Source organism: Pseudomonas sp. 8_5_2, assembly GCF_059295255.1.
Genome location: NZ_CM181238.1, coordinates 95,067 through 113,832 on the forward strand (window position 1 = coordinate 95,067; position 18,766 = coordinate 113,832).

At 63.1% G+C, this 18,766-nt stretch carries 17 protein-coding genes; 4 read left to right on the forward strand and 13 right to left on the reverse strand.

Features of this window, described 5'->3' with window-relative positions:
* Window positions 1–163: 163 nt before the first annotated feature.
* The 3 genes from gltP to AC5O5R_RS00475 all read left to right on the forward strand — a co-directional run bounded on the left by gltP (window position 164) and on the right by AC5O5R_RS00475 (window position 4,864).
* Entirely contained in the window at window positions 164–1,492 is a 1,329-nt protein-coding gene (gene gltP / locus AC5O5R_RS00465; protein ID WP_172226574.1) for a glutamate/aspartate:proton symporter GltP, read from the forward strand.
* A 475-nt stretch (window positions 1,493–1,967) separates the two neighbouring features.
* Entirely contained in the window at window positions 1,968–3,389 is a 1,422-nt protein-coding gene (gene ltrA / locus AC5O5R_RS00470) for a group II intron reverse transcriptase/maturase (RefSeq protein WP_494514882.1), read from the forward strand.
* A gap of 245 nt (window positions 3,390–3,634) precedes the next feature.
* Window positions 3,635–4,864 (forward strand): nucleoside recognition domain-containing protein, encoded by a 1,230-nt coding sequence (locus AC5O5R_RS00475; RefSeq protein WP_172221839.1) that lies wholly within the window; start codon window positions 3,635–3,637, stop codon window positions 4,862–4,864.
* On the opposite strand, the gene AC5O5R_RS00480 is transcribed toward AC5O5R_RS00475, so the two are convergent.
* The 9 genes from AC5O5R_RS00480 to AC5O5R_RS00520 form a co-directional block, all read right to left on the reverse strand.
* On the reverse strand, window positions 4,846–5,481 hold the full coding sequence (locus AC5O5R_RS00480) for an ABC-type transport auxiliary lipoprotein family protein (RefSeq protein ID WP_172221836.1): 636 nt from the start codon (window positions 5,479–5,481) through the stop codon (window positions 4,846–4,848). The genes AC5O5R_RS00475 and AC5O5R_RS00480 overlap by 19 nt on opposite strands.
* Window positions 5,478–6,416 (reverse strand): MlaD family protein, encoded by a 939-nt coding sequence (locus tag AC5O5R_RS00485; protein ID WP_172221834.1) that lies wholly within the window; start codon window positions 6,414–6,416, stop codon window positions 5,478–5,480. The genes AC5O5R_RS00480 and AC5O5R_RS00485 overlap by 4 nt, the downstream gene beginning before the upstream one ends.
* 3 nt (window positions 6,417–6,419) lie before the next feature.
* Complete coding sequence (locus tag AC5O5R_RS00490; RefSeq protein WP_172221831.1) at window positions 6,420–7,211, reverse strand: ABC transporter ATP-binding protein; 792 nt, start codon at window positions 7,209–7,211, stop codon at window positions 6,420–6,422.
* A complete protein-coding gene (locus AC5O5R_RS00495; RefSeq protein ID WP_172221828.1) occupies window positions 7,208–8,341 on the reverse strand; it encodes an ABC transporter permease in 1,134 nt (377 codons plus the stop codon). The genes AC5O5R_RS00490 and AC5O5R_RS00495 overlap by 4 nt, the downstream gene beginning before the upstream one ends.
* Before the next feature lie 113 nt (window positions 8,342–8,454).
* On the reverse strand, window positions 8,455–9,477 hold the full coding sequence (locus AC5O5R_RS00500; protein ID WP_172221825.1) for a DUF5924 family protein: 1,023 nt from the start codon (window positions 9,475–9,477) through the stop codon (window positions 8,455–8,457).
* A gap of 125 nt (window positions 9,478–9,602) precedes the next feature.
* A complete protein-coding gene (locus AC5O5R_RS00505; RefSeq protein WP_172221822.1) occupies window positions 9,603–11,009 on the reverse strand; it encodes a M16 family metallopeptidase in 1,407 nt (468 codons plus the stop codon).
* A gap of 29 nt (window positions 11,010–11,038) precedes the next feature.
* Complete coding sequence (locus tag AC5O5R_RS00510; protein ID WP_172221819.1) at window positions 11,039–12,697, reverse strand: Na/Pi cotransporter family protein; 1,659 nt, start codon at window positions 12,695–12,697, stop codon at window positions 11,039–11,041.
* A gap of 195 nt (window positions 12,698–12,892) precedes the next feature.
* Window positions 12,893–13,663: a TerC family protein gene (locus AC5O5R_RS00515; RefSeq protein WP_172221816.1), complete on the reverse strand. Its 771-nt coding sequence runs from the start codon at window positions 13,661–13,663 to the stop codon at window positions 12,893–12,895.
* A gap of 70 nt (window positions 13,664–13,733) precedes the next feature.
* Entirely contained in the window at window positions 13,734–15,041 is a 1,308-nt protein-coding gene (locus AC5O5R_RS00520) for a CitMHS family transporter (protein ID WP_494514883.1), read from the reverse strand.
* A gap of 267 nt (window positions 15,042–15,308) precedes the next feature.
* On the opposite strand from AC5O5R_RS00520, the gene AC5O5R_RS00525 reads away from it, so the two are divergent.
* Complete coding sequence (locus AC5O5R_RS00525) at window positions 15,309–15,710, forward strand: GFA family protein (protein WP_172221810.1); 402 nt, start codon at window positions 15,309–15,311, stop codon at window positions 15,708–15,710.
* A gap of 24 nt (window positions 15,711–15,734) precedes the next feature.
* Here AC5O5R_RS00525 and AC5O5R_RS00530 read toward each other — a convergent pair whose 3' ends face one another.
* The 4 genes from AC5O5R_RS00530 to AC5O5R_RS00545 all read right to left on the reverse strand — a co-directional run bounded on the left by AC5O5R_RS00530 (window position 15,735) and on the right by AC5O5R_RS00545 (window position 18,740).
* Window positions 15,735–17,690, reverse strand: a complete 1,956-nt coding sequence (locus tag AC5O5R_RS00530) for a DUF7844 domain-containing protein (RefSeq protein WP_494514884.1) — start codon at window positions 17,688–17,690, stop codon at window positions 15,735–15,737.
* Window positions 17,687–18,007, reverse strand: coding sequence for a DUF2388 domain-containing protein (locus AC5O5R_RS00535; protein WP_012316830.1), 321 nt, complete (start codon window positions 18,005–18,007; stop codon window positions 17,687–17,689). The genes AC5O5R_RS00530 and AC5O5R_RS00535 overlap by 4 nt, the downstream gene beginning before the upstream one ends.
* Window positions 18,008–18,043: 36 nt before the next feature.
* Entirely contained in the window at window positions 18,044–18,337 is a 294-nt protein-coding gene (locus AC5O5R_RS00540) for a DUF2388 domain-containing protein (RefSeq protein WP_172221804.1), read from the reverse strand.
* 85 nt (window positions 18,338–18,422) lie between these two features.
* Window positions 18,423–18,740: a DUF2388 domain-containing protein gene (locus AC5O5R_RS00545; RefSeq protein WP_172221801.1), complete on the reverse strand. Its 318-nt coding sequence runs from the start codon at window positions 18,738–18,740 to the stop codon at window positions 18,423–18,425.
* Window positions 18,741–18,766: the final 26 nt, after the last annotated feature.

An 18,766-nucleotide genomic window follows, 5' to 3' on the forward strand; every position in this document is an offset into this window, starting at 1 on the left:
AATAGTTGCCGCCTTTTTCGCTGGCCTGAGCGCCCTGTCGCTCGCCTGCGGTGTCCTTACATGAAGTCGCCGGATGGATGCATCTGCTGCCCGTGACCTGGCCAACGGCTCTGTTACGCGCCTTTCCATCGGTGCCATGACCACTAGAACAAAGGGTAAAGACATGAAGAAGGCAAAACTGAGCCTCGCCTGGCAGATCGTTATCGGTCTGGTGCTTGGCGTTGCAATCGGCGCGCTGCTGAACCACTTCAGTGCGGAAAAGGCCTGGTGGATCAGTAACGTCCTCCAGCCCGCCGGTGACATCTTCATTCGCCTGATCAAGATGATCGTCGTCCCGATCGTGATTTCGTCTCTGATCGTGGGCATCGCCGGGGTTGGCGATGCGAAGAAACTCGGCAGCATCGGCCTTAAGACCATCCTCTACTTCGAAGTGGTGACCACCATCGCCATCGTTGTGGGCCTGGTGCTGGCCAACCTGTTCCACCCGGGCGCCGGCATCGACATGAGCACCTTGGGTACCGTGGACATCTCCAAGTACCAGGCGACTGCGGCCGAAGTGCAGCATGAGCACGCATTCATCGAAACCCTGCTCAACCTGATCCCGTCGAACATCTTCGCAGCGCTGATGCGTGGCGAAATGCTGCCGATCATCTTCTTCTCGGTGATGTTCGGCCTGGGCCTTTCGAGCTTGCAGGCAGAGCTGCGCGACCCGCTGGTGCGTACCTTCCAGGCCGTTTCGGAAACCATGTTCAAGGTCACTCACATGATCATGAACTACGCCCCGATCGGCGTGTTCGCCCTGATCGCCGTGACCGTGGCCAACTTCGGTTTCAGCTCGCTGCTGCCGCTGGCCAAGCTGGTGCTGCTGGTGTATTTCGCCATCGCCTTCTTCGCCTTCATGGTGCTGGGCCTGGTCGCCCGCCTGTTCGGCTTCTCGGTGATCAAGATCATGCGCATCATGAAAGATGAGCTGATCCTGGCCTACTCCACTTCCAGCTCGGAAACCGTGCTGCCGCGTGTGATCGAGAAGATGGAAAAGTACGGCGCGCCGAAGTCGATCTGCTCGTTCGTGGTACCGACCGGCTACTCCTTCAACCTCGACGGCTCGACCCTGTACCAGAGCATCGCGGCCATCTTCATTGCCCAGCTGTACGGTATCGACCTGTCGTGGAGCCAGCAGCTGCTGCTGGTGCTGACCCTGATGGTCACCTCCAAGGGCATCGCTGGCGTGCCGGGTGTATCGTTCGTGGTGCTGCTGGCTACTCTGGGCAGCGTTGGCATCCCGCTGGAAGGCCTGGCCTTCATCGCCGGTGTCGACCGCATCATGGACATGGCGCGTACTGCGCTGAACGTGATCGGCAACGCCCTGGCGGCACTGGTCATTTCCCGTTGGGAAGGCATGTACGATGCGGCCAAGGGCGAGAAGTACTACGCCTCGCTGATGGCCGACAAGCAGGAAGCTGCGGTGGTTGGCGAAACTGCCAAGCGCTGAGCCTGATGGCTGATTGACCAAGAGCCCCGACTTGTCGGGGCTTTTTGTTGTGCGCCAGGCATGGCGCGTTGCGCGTAAGCGCAACCTGCTTGGCTGTGGTGGCCGAGCGGGTGACCTGGAGGTGAAAGTCCTCTACACACCCGGCAAGGGGAAGTGTTAGCCGGAGGCAAGGGTGTCGCGGGCGACTGCGAATCTGAAGGAAGCCCGAGGCAAAATGCTGGCCTGACGAACAGGAAGCGGATCAGGCGGCACAGCGGGGTCAGGCGGCAACAATCGCCAAAGCCCAATACTTGCACGGAGCGCTGTGACGTAAATCCGACAGGCATAAGCAGGAAGGTCGCGCGAATTACCCTAGGAGATCTGTACGCTTGCCATAGTGCTACCGAGCGTCGAGAGGCGACGGGATGAGCGTGCAGAAGTCAGCCGAAGCCGTAGTAAGTGGCGGTTAACCGCGCCACCAAGGGCCGAACAGGTTATGCCGCTAGTAGGCGTCACTGTCTCGTTGGTAGCCGTAATGCAGAAATTTCCTACAACGGAATCTGTCACTCCGAATCCCGGCCAGAAGCCGAGGGTGATGCCTGACAGTGCAAAGGTGCCGGCGGCGTCAGCGACGTGGACGAACGCAGAGCCGGACACGCTGATGGAGCGGGTGCTTGCACCGGCCAACCTCAGGCGTGCGTATCAACGCGTGGTTAGCAACAAGGGGGCTCCGGGTGCTGATGGCATGACGGTCGCTGACTTGGCGGGCTACGTGAAACAGTATTGGCCAACCCTCAAGGCCAGGTTGCTGGCCGGTGAATACCATCCCCAAGCAGTGCGAGCGGTTGAAATTCCCAAGCCGCAGGGCGGCACACGGCAACTGGGAATCCCCACCGTCGTGGATCGCCTGATCCAGCAAGCACTGCAGCAGCAGCTCACACCTATCTTCGACCCACTGTTCTCGGACTACAGCTATGGTTTTCGTCCGGGCAGAAGTACGCATCAAGCCATCGAGATGGCTCGTGCTCATGTGACAGCGGGACACCGCTGGTGCGTGGAAATCGATCTGGAGAAGTTCTTCGATCGAGTCAACCACGACATCCTGATGGCCTGTATCGAGCGCCGGGTCAAAGATAAGTGCGTACTCAGGCTTATCCGCCGCTACCTTGAAGCGGGAGTCATGTCAGGCGGTGTCGTCAGCCCACGGCAGGAGGGGACGCCGCAAGGCGGCCCGCTCTCGCCGCTGCTGTCGAATATCCTGCTCGACGAACTTGACCGCGAACTGGAACGGCGGGGTCACCGCTTCGTGCGCTATGCCGATGACGCGAACATTTATGTACGCAGCCCTCGGGCTGGCGAACGGGTACTGGCCAGTGTCGAACGCTTCCTGAATCAACGTTTGAAACTGACGGTGAATCAGAAGAAGAGTCGAGTCGCGAGAGCCTGGAAGTGTGACTACTTGGGCTATGGGATGAGCTGGCATCAGCAGCCAAGGCTGCGGGTGGCAACGACGAGCCTGGGTCGCCTGCGCGACCGGCTCGCAGAGCTGCTACGCGGTGCACGGGGTCGCAAGATGACGAATACCATCGAGCGGATAAACCCTGTCCTGCGAGGCTGGGCGGGTTACTTCAAGCTTAGCCAGAGTAAACGGCCACTTGAGGAACTGGATGGCTGGATCAGGCACAAACTCCGCTGTGCCATCTGGCGCCAATGGAAGCAGCCCTCTACGAGGGCGCGCAACCTGATGCGTCTGGGCTTGAGCGAAGAGCGTGCCTGTAAATCGGTCTGTAACGGCCGAGGCCCGTGGTGGAACTCGGGGGCGCCACATATGAATCAGGCGCTGCCGAAGAAGCTATGGGATCGACTCGGACTGGTCTCGATACTGGATACGATCAACCGGCTTAGCCGCATAGCTTGAACCGCCGTGTACGGAACCGTACGCACGGTGGTGTGAGAGGACGGCGGGTGTGAGCCCGCCTCCTACTCGATATCTGTAAGGATCACGGGGGCCTGCACCGGCCCTATCGCCGGCAAGCCAGCTCCAACCGGTAACCCGCTGGCCTCGGCCCTTGTGATACCCCTGTGGGAGCTGACTTGCCGGCGATGAGGCCGGTGCAGGCAACTTCCGCTATCATTCGGGCATTTTTCAGGGGGAACACGCGGATGCTCAACGGCCTTTGGCTCGGCTTTTTCCTGGTGGCGGCGGTGTCTGCCCTGGCCCAATGGGTGATTGGTGGCAATGCCGGTATCTTCGCCTCAATGGTCGAAAGCATCTTCGCCATGGCCAAGCTGTCGGTCGAGGTGATGGTGTTGCTGTTCGGCACGCTGACCCTGTGGCTGGGCTTTCTGAAGATTGCCGAAAAGGCCGGCATCGTCGAATGGCTGGCCAAGGTGCTGGGCCCGTTATTCGCCCGCCTGATGCCGGAAGTGCCGCCCGGCCACCCGGCCCTGGGCCTGATCACCATGAACTTCGCTGCCAACGGCCTGGGCCTGGACAACGCCGCCACCCCGATTGGCCTCAAGGCCATGCGCGCGCTGCAGGAGCTGAACCCCAGCAGCACCACGGCGAGCAACGCGCAGATCCTGTTCCTGGTGCTCAACGCTTCATCGCTGACCCTGCTGCCGGTGACCATCTTCATGTACCGGGCCCAGCAAGGGGCGCCGGACCCGACCATGGTGTTCCTGCCGATTCTGCTGGCCACCAGTGTCTCGACCCTGGTCGGCCTGCTGTCGGTCGCGGTAATGCAGCGCCTGCGCCTGTGGGACCCGGTGGTGCTTGCCTATTTCATCCCCGGCGCCTTGCTGCTGAGTGGCTTCATGGCGTTTCTCGGCACATTGTCGGCCGCTGCGCTGGCCAGCCTGTCGTCGATCCTGGGCAACCTCACGCTGTTTGGCGTGATCATGTTGTTCCTGGTGATTGGCGCCTTGAAGCGGGTGAAGGTGTATGAAGCCTTTGTCGAAGGCGCCAAGGAAGGCTTCGACGTGGCCAAAAACCTGTTGCCCTACCTGGTGGCGATGCTGGTGGCGGTCGGTGTGCTGCGCGCTTCAGGCGCCCTGGAGCTGGCCCTGGACGGCATCCGCCATGCCGTCGGCTGGATGGGCCTGGATACCCGCTTCGTCGAGGGCCTGCCCACCGCGCTGGTGAAGCCGTTTTCCGGCAGCGCGGCGCGCGCGATGCTGATCGAGACCATGCAGACACAGGGCGTGGACAGTTTTCCGGCCCTGGTAGCGGCGACGGTGCAAGGCAGTACCGAGACCACCTTCTATGTGCTGGCGGTGTACTTTGGCGCGGTCGGTATCCAGCGCGTGCGCCACGCGGTTGGTTGCGCACTGCTGGCCGAGCTGTCCGGGGTGATCGCGGCGATCTTCGTCTGCTACTGGTTCTTTGCCTGAGCCTGCCGTGGCACCTGATTGGTCTGGGTGACGGTCCATCCCACCACTTGCCCCACCAACTGGTCGCTGGCCGAGCCGAACCCGGCGACCACCGCTGAAACTTGCCTGTCGGCCAGCGGCTGGCGCACTTCGAAGCGCTTGCTGGCGAGGATACGCTGGGTGCGGCCCTGCACCAGGCGCGCGTCGTAGCGGATCACCACCTCCACCGTTCCGTCCGGGCGGTATTCACTCTGGAACGCCTGCAGCTCACCCGCCAGCTCGTAGTCGGCCTGCAGGTTGCTGTCGTCGGCGCTCAGCCGCTGTACCTGGCCGTCCCGCTGGAAACCGTCGAGCAGGCGGTTGCGCAGCAGTACCGGCACCGCGTCGCTCCAGCGGGCGCCCTTGTAGCTGCTGATCACATCGCCCTGCGGAATCACGGCAATCCGCGGACCGGCCAGCGCTTCGCTGGCCAGTGGTTTGTTCAGGCGCAACGACCAGTCCAGCGGCGCCACGGTGCGGCTGGCCTGGTTCACCGGCAGGCGGTAGAGGTCGACAGGTTCGGCCTGCGGCAGGATAGAGCAGGCACTGGCCAGGCTCAGGGCGGCCGCCAGGGCCAGCAGGCGCAGCGACGGTTTCATGGCTGGAACTCCTTGTTGTTGTCGCGGCCGAGCAGGTAGCCGCTGGGGTCGGCCTCCAGTTGCCGGGAAATACCCTTGAGCGCGTTGAGGGTTTCGCGCAGTTCGCGAATGGCTGGGGTCAGCTGGTTGAGGCCCTGGGCACCGTCGCCGATAGCCTCGCTGTTGTTCTTGAGCAGGCTGTTGATGGTGGCGGTGCTTTCAGCCAGCGACTGCATGGCCTGCTCGGCGCTGCCGATGGCCTGTTTGCCCTGGGTGCCCAGCAGGCCGTTGGCATTGCGCATCAGCGTTTGTGTTTCTGCCAGGGTGGCGCTGGCCTGCTTGCCCACCTGCACCAGCTGTTCGATGGCCTCGCCGATGCTGCCGTGCTGGCCGGCGAAGGCGCCGGTGGTCTTGTCGAGGTTGGCCAGCGTGTTGCTGAGGTGGCCGATGTTGTCCTCGGAGAACATCTGGTTGGCGTTGTGCAGCAGCAGGTTGATATTGGTCACCAGGTCGCTGCTGTCATTGAGCAGGCGCGAGATTGGCGAGGGTGATGCAATGATCACCGGCAGCTTGCCATCCTTGCCTTTCAGTTCCGGGCTTTGCGGGGTGCCGCCGCTGAGCTGGATGAACGAGTTCCCGGTAACACCGGCCAGGGTGAGCTTGGCCTGGGTATCTTCCTTTACCGGGGTGTCGCCGCTCAGGCGCACCCGTGCCAGTACCCGGCGTGGGTCTTTCGGATCCAGGCGCAAGGTGGACACGTCACCGACCTTGATGCCGTTGTACTGCACCGGGCTGCCGCGCGACAGGCCGGACACCGCCTCGTTGAATACCACTTCGTAATCCTTGAAAGCGTCGTCGACGCTGGACTTGGCCAGCCACAGGCCGAACAGCATGGCGCCAGCCACTACCAGAACGGTGACCAGGCCGATAAGAACGTGATGGGCTCGGGTTTCCATTGCTCAGCGCTCCTGCCCGGCACGGGTGGCAGCCTGTTCGGCTGCGCGCCCGCGGGGGCCGTGAAAGTATTCTTGAATCCAGGCGTCGTTGGTCTGTTCGACCTCGGCCAGCGGGCCGGCCACCAGGACCTTTTTCTGCGACAGCACCGCGATGCGGTCGGTGATGGTGTACAGGGTGTCGAGGTCGTGGGTGATGAGGAACACTGACAGGCCCAGGGCGTCGCGCAAGGTCAGGATCAACTGGTCGAATGCAGCGGCGCCGATCGGGTCCAGGCCGGCGGTGGGCTCGTCGAGGAACAGGATATCGGGGTCCAGTGCCAGGGCCCTGGCCAGCGCCGCGCGCTTGATCATGCCCCCTGACAGCGAGGACGGGTACTTGTCGGCGGCCGAGATCGGCAGCCCGGCCAAGGCCAGCTTCACCCCGGCCAGGTGTTCGGCATCGGCGCGGGACAGCCCTGCATGCTCGATCAGTGGCAAGGCCACGTTCTCGGTCACCGTCAGCGAAGAGAACAGCGCGCCCTTCTGGAACAATACGCCAAAGCGCCGTTCAACCAGCGAGCGCTGCTGTTCACCGAGGCCGACAAGGTCCTGGCCGAATACCTTGATCTGCCCCTCATTGGGCCGGCGCAGGCCGATGATGCTGCGCAGCAGTACCGATTTGCCACTGCCTGAGCCGCCGACCACGGCCAGGATCTCGCCGCGATACAGGTCCAGGTCCAGGTTTTCATGCACAACCTGACGACCGAAACGGTTGCAGATGCCGCGGGCCTCGATCACGGTTTCCTTGCCACTCACCAGCCCATCTCCATGAAGAACAAGGCGGCCACCGCATCCAGCACGATGACCACGAAAATCGACTGCACTACCGCTGAGGTGGTGTGCGCGCCTACCGATTCGGCGCTGCCGCTGACCTTGAAGCCTTCCAGGCAGCCGATGGCGGCGATCAGGAAAGCGAAGAACGGCGCCTTGGCCAGGCCGACCAGGAAGTGCTGCACACCGATGTCGCTTTGCAGCAACGACAGGAACATGGCCGGTGAAATGCCCAGCGACAGGGCACACACCACCGCGCCGCCGACGATGCCGCAGATCATCGCCAGGAAGGTTAGCAAGGGCAGCGAAATAAGCAGGGCCAGCACCCGTGGCACTACCAGCAGCTCCATGGGGTTCAGGCCCAGGGTGCGGATGGCGTCGATTTCTTCATTGGCCTTCATCGAGCCGATCTGCGCGGTGAAGGCGCTGGCGGTGCGCCCGGCCATCAGGATGGCGGTGAGCAGTACGGCGAATTCGCGCAGGAACGAGAATGCCACCAGGTCGACGGTGAACACGGTTGCGCCAAAGTCGGCCAGTACCGTGGCACCCAGGAAGGCCACCACTGCGCCGACCAGAAAAGTCAGCAGGGCGACGATGGGTGCGGCGTCCAGGCCGGTCTGTTCGATGTGCGCCACGACCGGGGTCAAGCGCCAGCGATGGGGTTGCAAGGCACGGCGCAGCACGGTCTCGAGGATCACACCGATAAAGCCGAGCAACTGCATGGTGTCTTGCCACAGCGTGCCGACGGCGCGGCCGATGCGCTCCAGCAGTAGCAGCAGCACGTTGCGCTCTGGCTCCTTGACCGGAATACAGTAGTCCTGGACCGAGCAATAGACGTTCTTGAGCAACGCGCGGCTGGCTTCGGGCAGCTCGTCCGTGCAGCGCGACAGGCGCTCGGAGCCGAGCAGTTCGGCCAGCAACGAGGCGCCGGCGGTGTCCAGGCGGCCTAGCTGGCTGAGGTCGGCAACAGTATCGGTACTGGATTGCGCGCGCAGGCGCTCGCTTTCGCGCTTGAGGCTGGCGTAATGCGCCAGGGTCCAGTCACCGGTAATGCGCAGGCAAGCCGGCTGGCTGCTGGTATCCAGGGTGGCGCTGGGGGTGGTCATTGGCTCCATGCGATTGACTCGGCGCTAAGGCTTAGGGGCTGATCATAGCGCAGCGGGCATGGGCTGTTTGGTGATTATGTGCTGTCTAGAAGGGGCTGGGGCCGCAAAGCCGCCCCTTTCAATCATTGTGTCGGGTTGTCGTCGACCACCTTGAAGCGCAACACGCCAATCACCTGCCCGTCCTCGGTCAGCACCCTCACCTGCCACTTGCCCGCCGGGTTGGGCGGGAAGTTCTGCTTGTGGGTCCAGGCCCGGTAGCCTTCCTTGCGCCCGCCATGGATGTCCAGGGCAATGCGGTCGACTTCCTTACCGTCTTTCTGCCACACGTGGTAGATGCGCTCGTTCAGGCCGCGTGGCGCGTTGATTGCGGTGTAGGCATACAGCCCGCTGCTGCGGATGCGGCTGGCAGCGATTTCGTCCAGCGAATCGCCAGGCTGGCGGTTGAGTACTTCGGTGCTCACTGCCACCTCGGTCATCCATAAAGTTGCTGGTGGCACCCAGGAACGCAGCAGCCAGCCGCCGGCGCCGACCGACAAGGTCACCAGCACCAGAGCCACGCCGCGGCGCCAGCTGTTGACCGGAAAGCTGCTCGCCAGGCTGGGGAACGACAAGGCCATCGCCGTGATCAAGGCCAGCTTGAAGCTCTGCGCGGTGGTCAGGTGCAGGATGATCGGCAGCGCGGTCAGCAGTGCGGCGAACAGGGTCAGGGTGTGCAATGCCAGGAACAGCCAGCGCCGCGGTGCCAGCCACTTGTAGTACAGCGGGTCGATGATCGAAACCAGCCCGGCGGCACCCAGCAGCCCGGTGAACACCAGTTGGCTGCTGTTCCAGGTGGTGGTGATGAAGAAGAACGGCAGCACGAAAAACAGCGTTTCCTGGTGGATCATCTGCGTCGCATAGCGCAACAGTGGCTGTGGGATTTCGCGGTTGAAGGTACGAGCGAACAGGCCGGTGAGGGTGTTTTCCAGCATCAGCCAGACCCAGCTGACCAGCATGAGCACGGCCACCCAGCTGGCCAGGCCGGCTTGGCGGTCAACCAGGATGAAGCTGCCGACGCCGGAGAGAAAACCGCCGAGCGCGATGATGCCGGGGTAGCGTTTGAGCAGTTCGATGATGCGCTGGACGATGCGGGGGATCTGGGGCATTGGGGGCTACAACAAAAAAGGAGGTGGCTGTGCCGGCCCCTTCGCGGGTAAACCCGCCCCTGCAGGTGGCGCAGGAGCGAGTTACCCCACGAAGAGGCCGGTACTGGCAAAAGGATACCGCCGATTCACCGCTTCCGTGTAGCACCACTGGGCCGTTGAGGGCCCTGGCGGCGCCAACGCAACAGGCCCGCAGCCAGAATCAGCCCGACCAGCAAGGCGACCAGCCCATAGAGCTCGTCATAACCCAACAGCGGCTTCTCGATGCGCACATAGCCCTGTTCCTTGAGCAGCTCTTTCAACGCCGCATTGGCCTGCTCCAGGCTGACCTGGCGCAGTTTGCGCACCGGGTTGGCAAAACGCCCGTCCGTGTAGTCGTTCAGCGCGCCCCAGTAGTAGTCGGCCAGCGCGCTATTGCCCTGGGTGCTCCAGCTTTCCTTGGCTGCGCTGGCGTACTTGATGCGGGCAAAGGTGTCCGGGTCGAGGCCGTCCTTGCGCAGGTGGTCGAACAGCGCCTGCATGACTTGGACCGCCTTGTCGACATCGTCACGTTCCAGGTCGGCATTGAGGCTGAGCAGGCCGGTGTCGCCGAAGCTTTCGCGTTGCACCGACGGGCCATAGGACAGCCCGTTGCGCAGGCGCAGCTGGTCATACAGCGCCCAGTCAAGGTAGCGCGAGAGCAGGTCGAGGGTGGCCTGGTGGTCGTTGTCCAGCACCGGCTCGATGAACAGCCAGTGCAGCTTCACGCTGTCGCCCAGCCAGCCGCGGCTTAGGTCGCGGCGTTGCTCGGCCTGATGGGTGATGCTTTCCAGGTTGCGACGTTCTTCCGGCTCGGTTGCCGGCAGCTCGCCAAAGGTCCGTTCGAGGTAGGCCGGCAGCAGGCGATCGAGGCCACCGACCAGGATCAGGGTCATGTTGTTGGCCGCGTACCAGTGCTCGCGCAAGGCTTGTACCTGCTCCAGGGTCATGTCGTCGACATCGGAGCGTTCCGGGCACTTCAGGCCCAGCTCGGTGGCCAGTTGGTCGCTGGCGGGGTGGCCGATGTCCTGGCGGTCGAGCCAGCGCTGCAGGTGGCCATAATGGCCGCCATCCTCACGCTCGATAATGCGCTTGGCGGTGGCCAGGGCCTTGGCATCGATGCGGGTGTCGCGAATCACCGCCAGCAGCAGGTCCAGTACCTTGCGCTGATTACGCGCCGGGGCCTCGATGACGAAGGTGGTATCGGCGCTGCTGGTAAAGGCATTCCACTCGCCACCCAGTGCTTGCAGGCGTTCTTCCAGGCCTCCTTCGCCGGTTTCGTCGATGCCGCTGAACAGCAGGTGCTCAAGCAGGTGCGGCAGCTCTTTCTGCGCGCAGTCAAAGTCATCCAGGCCAACCCCGACCACCAGGCGAATCGCCACATGGTCACGCTCGTAACCGTCTTTCAGGATGACCTGCAGGCCGTTGGGCAACAAGTAACCCTCAACCCGCGAGCGGTCGAGGGCCAGTGAGGGCAGGCTGCAGATCAGCAGGCAAACGAACATCAGGCAACGCATGGGCGAGCTTAGGTCCTCGGGTGGAGAAATCACGGCAATCGGGCTTCGTCCGGCACGCTGTCGAGCATCAGCCCGCCCGTGTCCGAGCCGCCCAGTACCACATAGGCACTGCTACAGAACAAAGAGTTCAACCGCTTCATGTCGGCGATCAGCTCCAAGTGTAGCGAACTGGTCTCGATGCTTTGCACCACCTTGCGTTGCAGGCGGCTGACATGGGCGTGGGCAAGCCGCCGTTCCTGGGCGCGGAAACGGCGTTTTTCGCGCAGCAGCAAACGGGCGCTTTCCGGATCGGCACTGAGGAACACCGACAGGCCCAGGCGCAAGTTGGCCAGCAATTGTTCCTGCAGGCCGGTCAGCTCTTCCAGCCCCACCTGGGAAAAGTCGCGGCGCTGACTGGTTTTCTGCTGCTGGACCTTGCGCAGCATCCGTTCGATCAGGTCGCAGGCCAGCTTGAGGTTGATTGCCAGTTCGATGATTTCGGCCCAGCGGCGGTTGTCCTGTTCGCTGAGGTCTTCGCGCGACATCTGCGCCAGGTACAGCTTGATCGCGCTGTAGAGGGCTTCGGCATCCTCGCCCAGGGCGCGGACCTGCTGCGGCAACGCGGTCTGGGTGCCGCGCAAAGCGCCGAGCATGGCTTCGAGCAGGTTGTCGACGATATCGCCCAGGCGCAGGGTTTCGCGCGCGGCGTTGGCCAGTGCCAGGCTGGGCGTTTCCAGCGCCGAGGTGTCGAGGTGGCGCGGGCGCACCTGGCCATTGCTGGCTTCCCGCTCCGGCAACAGGCTGTTGCACAGCCGGCCCATGGGCTTGACCGTGGGCAGCATGATCACGCAGCGCAGCGTGTTGTAGAGCAGGTGGAAGCCGATGACCAGTTCCTGCGGGCTGAAACTCAGCGAGTCCATCCATTCGACCAGCGGATGCAGTACCGGGATTATCAGTAGCAGGCCGATCAGCTTGTACAGCAGGCTGCCCAGGGCGACTCGCCGCCCGGCGGCGTTCTGCATGCTGGTGCTGATGAAGGCCAGCAGACCGCTGCCGATGTTGGCGCCGACCACCAGGCCGATGGCTACCGGCAGGCTGATCACTTCGGCGCCGGCCAGCGTCGCGGTGAGCAGCACGGCGGCGAGGCTGGAATAGGACACCATGGCGAACAGTGCGCCGACCAGGGCATCGAGCAGAATGTCGCCGGTCAGCGACGCGAACAGTACTTTTACCCCTTGGGCATGGGTGATCGGCGCAGCTGCCTGCACGATCAGCTCCAGTGCCAGGATGATCAGGCCAAGCCCTATGCCTACCCGGCCCAGTTGCCCGGCGCGCGTCTGCTTGCGCGAGAGAAAGAAGATGACTCCCAGGAAGATCAGCAGCGGCGACAGCCAGGACAGGTCGAAGGTCAGTACTCGGGCCATCAGCGCGGTACCCACATCGGCCCCGAGCATGATCGCCAGCGCCGGGGTCATGGCCATCAGGCCCTGGCCGACGAATGAGGTGACCAGCATGGCGGTGGCGTTACTGCTCTGCACCATGGCGGTGACGAGGATGCCGGCAATGAACGCAAGCGGTCGCTTGTTCATGTTCTGGCTGATGATGCGCCGCAGGTCCGAGCCGAATACCCGGAGGATGCCGGTACGCACGATATGGGTGCCCCAGACCAGAAGTGTCACGGCTGAAAGCAGGTTGAGCAGGGTCAGCATGGCGAAGGCCCCCTGTTGCATAGGCCCAGCGGGCCAAGAGAAGAAGCGTGAGCGGTTGAAGAATTTTCAGTGCTCACTCAAAGCTTTAGTTGTTTTGCACAGCTGTCGCCAGCTTCGCACGAAGGTCTTCCATTTGAAACACGGCAAAAATGAAAAGGGCCCCGAAGGGCCCTCAAGATGCTGCGCTCCGTGATCTTACTGACCCGGGATGTCCTTGCGCAGTTTCACTGGGTCTTGCTCCTTGCCGTCCTTGCGGGCGAGCGCAGTGCGCATGCGGATGTTGATGGCCTCTACCGCCAGCGAGAAGGCCATGGCGAAGTAGACGTAGCCTTTCGGCACATGCACGTCGAAAGCCTCGGCGATCAGTACGGTACCCACCACGATCAGGAACGAAAGCGCGAGCATCTTCAGCGACGGGTGTTTGTCGATGAAGTTGCTGATGGCACCGGCGCACAGCATCATCACCAGCACAGCCACGACGATGGCTGCGATCATCACTGGTACGTGGGAAACCATGCCCACCGCCGTGATCACCGAGTCCAGCGAGAACACGATATCGATGATGGCGATCTGGATGATGGTGTAGAAGAACTTGCCACCTGCGCCTTTGGGCGTGTCGGCGTTTTCGTCCTCGCCCTCCAGGCCGTGGTAGATCTCCTGCGAGCTTTTCCACAACAGGAACAGGCCACCGAAGAACAGGATCAGGTCACGTCCGGAGATGCCCTCGCCGAACACCACGAACAGGTCGGCGGTAAGCCGCATGACCCAGGTGATCGACAGCAACAGCATGATGCGGGTGACCATGGCCAGGGCCAGGCCGAAGATCCGGGTGCGAGGCTGCATGTGCTTGGGCATGCGGCTGACCAGGATCGAGATCATGATGATGTTGTCGATGCCGAGCACGATCTCAAGCGCGGTAAGGGTAAAAAAGGCAACCCAGATTTCCGGGCTGGTCAGCCATTCCATGTGTTTTCCTTCAAGCGGTAATGGCAACGCGCCCTAACCAGGGCGCGTCGCGGTAGGTAATACGCGTTTATTAAAGACTACTGAACAGCGGAAAAATGCCCATCAGCAATGCGGCGAGCATTATGCACAGGCACACCAGCACTGCCCACTTCAAGGTGAAGCGCTGATGGTCACCGAACTCGATGCCGGCCAGTGCCACCAGCAAGTAGGTGGAGGGTACCAAGGGGCTGAGCAGGTGTACCGGCTGCCCGACGATCGACGCACGGGCCATTTCCACCGGGGTGATGCCGTAGTGGCTGGCGGCCTCGGCCAGTACCGGCAATACGCCGTAGTAGAAGGCGTCGTTGGACATGAAGAAGGTGAACGGCATGCTCACGATCGCGGTGATCACCGCCAGGTACGGGCCCAGTGCCTCGGGGATGACTGCCAGCAGGCTCTTGGACATGGCGTCGACCATGCCGGTGCCCGACAGGATACCGGTGAAGATACCGGCGGCGAAGATCAGCCCGGTCACGGCCAGCACGCTGCCGGCGTGGGCGGCGATGCGGTCCTTTTGCTGCTGCAGGCACGGGTAGTTGACGATCATGGCGATGCTGAAGGCGATCATGAACAGCACTGGCAGCGGCAGCACACCGGCAATCAGCGCCACCATCAGCGCCGCAGTCAGGGCACCGTTGAAGTACAGCAGCTTGGGCCGGCGTGCATCCGGGTACTGCGATACGCTGATTTTGCTGTGGTCGATGTCGTCGGTAGGCAGGTGCAGTTCGCCCAGGCGGGCCCGCTCACGCTTGCCGTACAGGTAGGCAATGGCCAGGATCGCCAGCACGCCAAACAGCATGGCCGGGATCATCGGCACGAAAATGTCCGACGGGTCGACATGCAGGGCGCTGGCGGCGCGGGCTGTGGGGCCACCCCAGGGGGTCATGTTCATCACCCCGCCGGCGAGAATGATCAGGCCGGCCATGATCCGCGGGCTCATGCCCAGGCGGCTGTACATCGGCAGCATGGCGGCGCAGCAGATCATGTAGGTGGTGGCGCCGTCACCGTCCAGCGAGACCACCAGGGCCAGCACGGCGGTACCGACAGAGACTTTCAGCGGGTCGCCCTTGACCAGCTTGAGGATCTTGCGCACGGCCGGGTCGAACAGGCCGGAGTCGATCATCAGGGCAAAGTAGAGGATGGCGAACATCAGCATCACGCCGGTCGGCGCAAGCTTGCTGATGCCTTCGAGCATCATCGGGCCGATCTTGGCGGAAAAGCCGCCGAACAGGGCGAACAGGATCGGTACCAGGATCAGCGCGATCAAGGCCGACAGGCGCTTGGTCATGATCAGGTACATGAAGGTGATGACCATGGCAAAGCCGAGGAAGGTCAGCATGGCAATACTCCAGGCGTGGCGCGGCGAAAGGTAAGTCGATTCGGGCGGATCAGCGCGTGGGGCGCTGTGCAGGGAGCATGCGAAGGGGGACTGCGAAAAGGCGGGCACAGGAATACATCAGAATCACCATTGTTGTTGTTGATTGGGCCGGGCGCGGTGTTTACCGGGTGCCCTGGCTGACCGGTCTTGTGCCGGTAGTGGGGGCTATCCTATGAGCACAAGCTTTCAGCCAGCTTTCGCTGATGCAAAGGCGACGAGAGGTAGGTGATGCACGATGTAACCGAAGGTGGCTGCCATTGCGGCGCATTGCGGTACCGGTTGGTGGGTGAGCTGACCGATATTGCCCATTGCCATTGCTCGATCTGCCGGCGGGTGAGCGGCGGGCTGGTGGTGACCTGGCTCACCCTGCCCCGCTCAGGTTTCCAGTGGCTGCAAGGTGAACCGGGGTGCTATGTGGCGCCGGCCAGTTGCAGCCGGTACTTCTGTGGGCATTGCGGGGCGCATGTGGCGTTGGTGACCACGCACAGCCCGGAGACGGTCGATGTGACGGTGGCGACGCTGGACCACCCGGAGCGGGTACGGGCCAACCGGCATATCTGGGTAAGCAGCCGGTTGCCGTGGTTGCATCTGGATGAGGATCTGCCAGAAGAGGACGGCGAAATCCAGTAAGGGATTGTGCCGGTACAGCCATACTTACAACTGCAGACCACCCGCGGCTTTATGCAGCGCCCGTAAATGCTCGCCGATCTGCTTCACATTGGCTTCGACCGCGGCAATTTCCTTGGCGCGCGAAGGCTCCAGCAGCGCCCTCACCTCCTTGTCCAGGCTGGTGCTCAGGCGCAACAGCTGCGCCTGGCGCTCGCCGCTCACCTTCTCCAGGTGCGTGCGCTCCTCTGGCTGCGGCAAACCATAGCCCTTGGCATCGAGCAATTCTGCCGGGCGGCTGAGGAAGCCGCTGTTGGCAAGCATCTGCTTGAGCGTCGCGTCGGCTTTGTTGATGCTGCCATCTTTCAGCGCGGCGGCATTCAGGTAGCGCTGTTTCACCTCGTCCTGGGCCAGCAGCAGTTGCCGGCGCAAGCTGGCCTGCTCGAGCAGCAGCAAGGCCGCGCTGGTGCGCAGGTCGGCCTGGGCGAACCAGGGGCGGCGTTGTTCGGCGTCCTGGGCCAGCCAGTCTTCCACCAGCGCTTGCTTGATCGGCAACTGCTTCTTCAGCACCTCGAACATGGCCTGGTAGCGATCTCGGTAGGAGTCGAAGCGGTAGCCCAGGCGCAGGGCCTCTCGCGGGTCGTCGAGCACGCTGGTATCGGCCAGCCCCCTGCCCTTGAGCACCGCCAGCAAGCCATTGGGCATGATGCTGTCGAGGTCGTTCAGGCGTGAGTTGGCGGTGCCGCTGCGCAGCAGCTTCAACGACTCGACCGCGCAGTTGTTGGACAGGAACCAGTAGTTGCCGTCGTAGCTCCAGTGCATCTCGGCGGCCTGGCGCACCAGGTTCTCAACTTCTTCACGGTTCAGCTTCAAAGGCACCGAGGCCAGGCTACGCAGCTCGGTCTTGGTGTATTCGTCGATCACCTGGCCCAGCGGCAGCACGAACAGCCGCGACGGGTAGACACCGATCAGGCCGTCCCAGCTGGACAGCTGCACATCGTTGACAAAGGCGCGGTACGACAGCACCAGGCTCTGTTCGAGGTCCAGGCGGCAGTCCGGCCCGCGAGGCCGGCCAGGCTTGCAGATCACCAGGCGCAGCATGCTGTGGCCCCAACGGCTGACCAGGTTCTGGTTGGCTTCGGCCAGCAAATAGTCCACTTCGTAGACCCGCTCGGGGTCGATTTCACCCAGCGGCTGGCGGGCGAAGTCGCTGCCGGCATTGATGAAGGGCAGGCCCTTGGCGCAGGTGTCCTGTTGCGGAGCCCAGCCGAAGTGCTCGCGCAGGTACTGGTTTAGCGCCGGGCGGCGGCAGCCGTAGCTCGGGTCGAGAAGGAAATACTCCATGTTGACCGCGATGTATTCCTTAGGGCTGCTCAGCTCGTAGCTATCGGGGCTGCGCACGAACTGGCCATTGTGTTGTTCGCGCTCGCCGCGCCGGCCCACGTACTGTTGCCAGCCGGCCAGGTCGAGCAGGCGCGGGTCGTCGCTGAGGGTGAAACGCCGCTCGGCCTGGCCACGGCACTCCTCGCGCAGGCCGATCTTGCCCAGCGTGCCTTGCTGGCGCTTGCAGCGGGCGATCAGCGAATTTTCGGCGCTGGGCCACAGCCGGGCGCGGTCGTAGATATGGGTCAGCTCGTGCAGCACGGTGGCCAACAGCTCTTCACGCACTGTGCCATGGGGGCGATCGGTGCGTTGACTGGCGGCGCTGCCATCGGCAAGGCCGGGCAGCAGGCTGCGATTGAGTTCAAGGGTGGAAACCAGCGAGGCCTGGCCATAGGCGTCTGCTGGCATCTTGTCGCTCCAGCTGACCAGCACGCGGCGGTCCAGCTGTTGCTTGAAGCGTGGCGGCAACTTGCCCAGGGCCTCGTCGAGGAGGGCCTGGGTGGCTTGGGTTTGCTGCGGGTCGAGGCCAGATGCCTGCAGCTCAAGCTGCAGGTCGGCCAAGGCGGGCGTGCCGAGCAGCGTCAGGGCGCAGCCGAGCAGCCAGGCGCGCACGCCGTTCACAGGGCCAGAATGGCTTCGGCCAGCACTTGGTCGCTGGCGCCTCGCGCTTCTGGCACGCGCTCGCGCAAGGTGTTGAAGGCCGCTTCGAGCTGGGCGCCGCGGATGTCGCCATTGCTGGCGACGAAGCTGGCAGCGTCGTCGTGGGCTTCGCGTACTACCTTGGAGTCGCGGATCGAGGTGGTGGTGTCAGAGGTGAAGTCGATCGAACGGCCAAAGGCACGCACGATGATGTTGCTGGTGGCCACCAGGGTCTGTGCCTGAGCCAGGTCGGCCAGCAGCAGCATGCCGAGGGTAGCGGCAATCAGCGGTTTACGCATGGAGCATCTCCGAAAAATACAGGGAGTCAGTTGTTGCTATTGGACGAGAATTGCCTGCGCCAGTTCCAGATCACCGACGGTGTGTCGTGAGCAATTGTGGCGTAATGATTCCAGCGCTGCTTCCAGCCGTGCACCGCGGATCTGGCCGTCGCTGGCGACAAAGGCAGCGGCGTCGTCGCGGGCCTGGCGGACCAGCTTGCGGTCGAACGGTGCGGTGGTCACCTGGCTGGTGACGTAGCCGGTGATGACCAGGCTTTGCGTGGTGGTATCCATGGCATGGGCGCTGGCCATGCCAGCGACGGAGAACAGCAGCGGCAACAGATAACGCATGGGCTCCACAACAACTGGAAAACGTGGGGGCAAGGGTGGGCGAGGCTGTGCTGGTGACCAGCACAGCCGTATGGCTCAGCCAGGATCAGATCGCCAGGATGGCCTGGGCCAGTTGCGCGTCAGTGGCCTGCAGGGCCGGCATTTGCGAGCGGATGTGCAGGAAAGCGCTTTCCAGCTTGGCACCGCGGATGTCCCCTTGGCTGCCAACGAAGCTGGCAGCGTCGTCACGGGCGGCCTGGACGATCTTGTCGTCACGGAACGAAGAGGAAACATCGGAGGTAGCATCGGTGGACGCGGCTACAGCGCCAACGACGGCGTCGGTGGTGACAACGAAGCTGGTGGCGTGTGCAGTGCCTGCCAGGCTCAGCATCAGGGCAGCGCCAATCAGGTAATTACGGGACATGATGGTGGACTCCTGGACTTGGGTCG

What these genes read in the sequence shown, in the direction of transcription:
- gltP (WP_172226574.1), top strand. Translation starts at nt 164, where the DNA reads ATGAAGAAGGCAAAACTGAGCCTCGCCTGGCAGATCGTTATCGGTCTG.
- ltrA (WP_494514882.1), top strand. Translation starts at nt 1,968, where the DNA reads ATGCCGCTAGTAGGCGTCACTGTCTCGTTGGTAGCCGTAATGCAGAAA.
- AC5O5R_RS00475 (WP_172221839.1), top strand. Translation starts at nt 3,635, where the DNA reads ATGCTCAACGGCCTTTGGCTCGGCTTTTTCCTGGTGGCGGCGGTGTCT.
- AC5O5R_RS00480 (WP_172221836.1), bottom strand. Translation starts at nt 5,481, where the DNA reads ATGAAACCGTCGCTGCGCCTGCTGGCCCTGGCGGCCGCCCTGAGCCTG.
- AC5O5R_RS00485 (WP_172221834.1), bottom strand. Translation starts at nt 6,416, where the DNA reads ATGGAAACCCGAGCCCATCACGTTCTTATCGGCCTGGTCACCGTTCTG.
- AC5O5R_RS00495 (WP_172221828.1), bottom strand. Translation starts at nt 8,341, where the DNA reads ATGGAGCCAATGACCACCCCCAGCGCCACCCTGGATACCAGCAGCCAG.
- AC5O5R_RS00500 (WP_172221825.1), bottom strand. Translation starts at nt 9,477, where the DNA reads ATGCCCCAGATCCCCCGCATCGTCCAGCGCATCATCGAACTGCTCAAA.
- AC5O5R_RS00505 (WP_172221822.1), bottom strand. Translation starts at nt 11,009, where the DNA reads ATGCGTTGCCTGATGTTCGTTTGCCTGCTGATCTGCAGCCTGCCCTCA.
- AC5O5R_RS00510 (WP_172221819.1), bottom strand. Translation starts at nt 12,697, where the DNA reads ATGCTGACCCTGCTCAACCTGCTTTCAGCCGTGACACTTCTGGTCTGG.
- AC5O5R_RS00515 (WP_172221816.1), bottom strand. Translation starts at nt 13,663, where the DNA reads ATGGAATGGCTGACCAGCCCGGAAATCTGGGTTGCCTTTTTTACCCTT.
- AC5O5R_RS00520 (WP_494514883.1), bottom strand. Translation starts at nt 15,041, where the DNA reads ATGCTGACCTTCCTCGGCTTTGCCATGGTCATCACCTTCATGTACCTG.
- AC5O5R_RS00525 (WP_172221810.1), top strand. Translation starts at nt 15,309, where the DNA reads ATGCACGATGTAACCGAAGGTGGCTGCCATTGCGGCGCATTGCGGTAC.
- AC5O5R_RS00535 (WP_012316830.1), bottom strand. Translation starts at nt 18,007, where the DNA reads ATGCGTAAACCGCTGATTGCCGCTACCCTCGGCATGCTGCTGCTGGCC.
- AC5O5R_RS00540 (WP_172221804.1), bottom strand. Translation starts at nt 18,337, where the DNA reads ATGCGTTATCTGTTGCCGCTGCTGTTCTCCGTCGCTGGCATGGCCAGC.
- AC5O5R_RS00545 (WP_172221801.1), bottom strand. Translation starts at nt 18,740, where the DNA reads ATGTCCCGTAATTACCTGATTGGCGCTGCCCTGATGCTGAGCCTGGCA.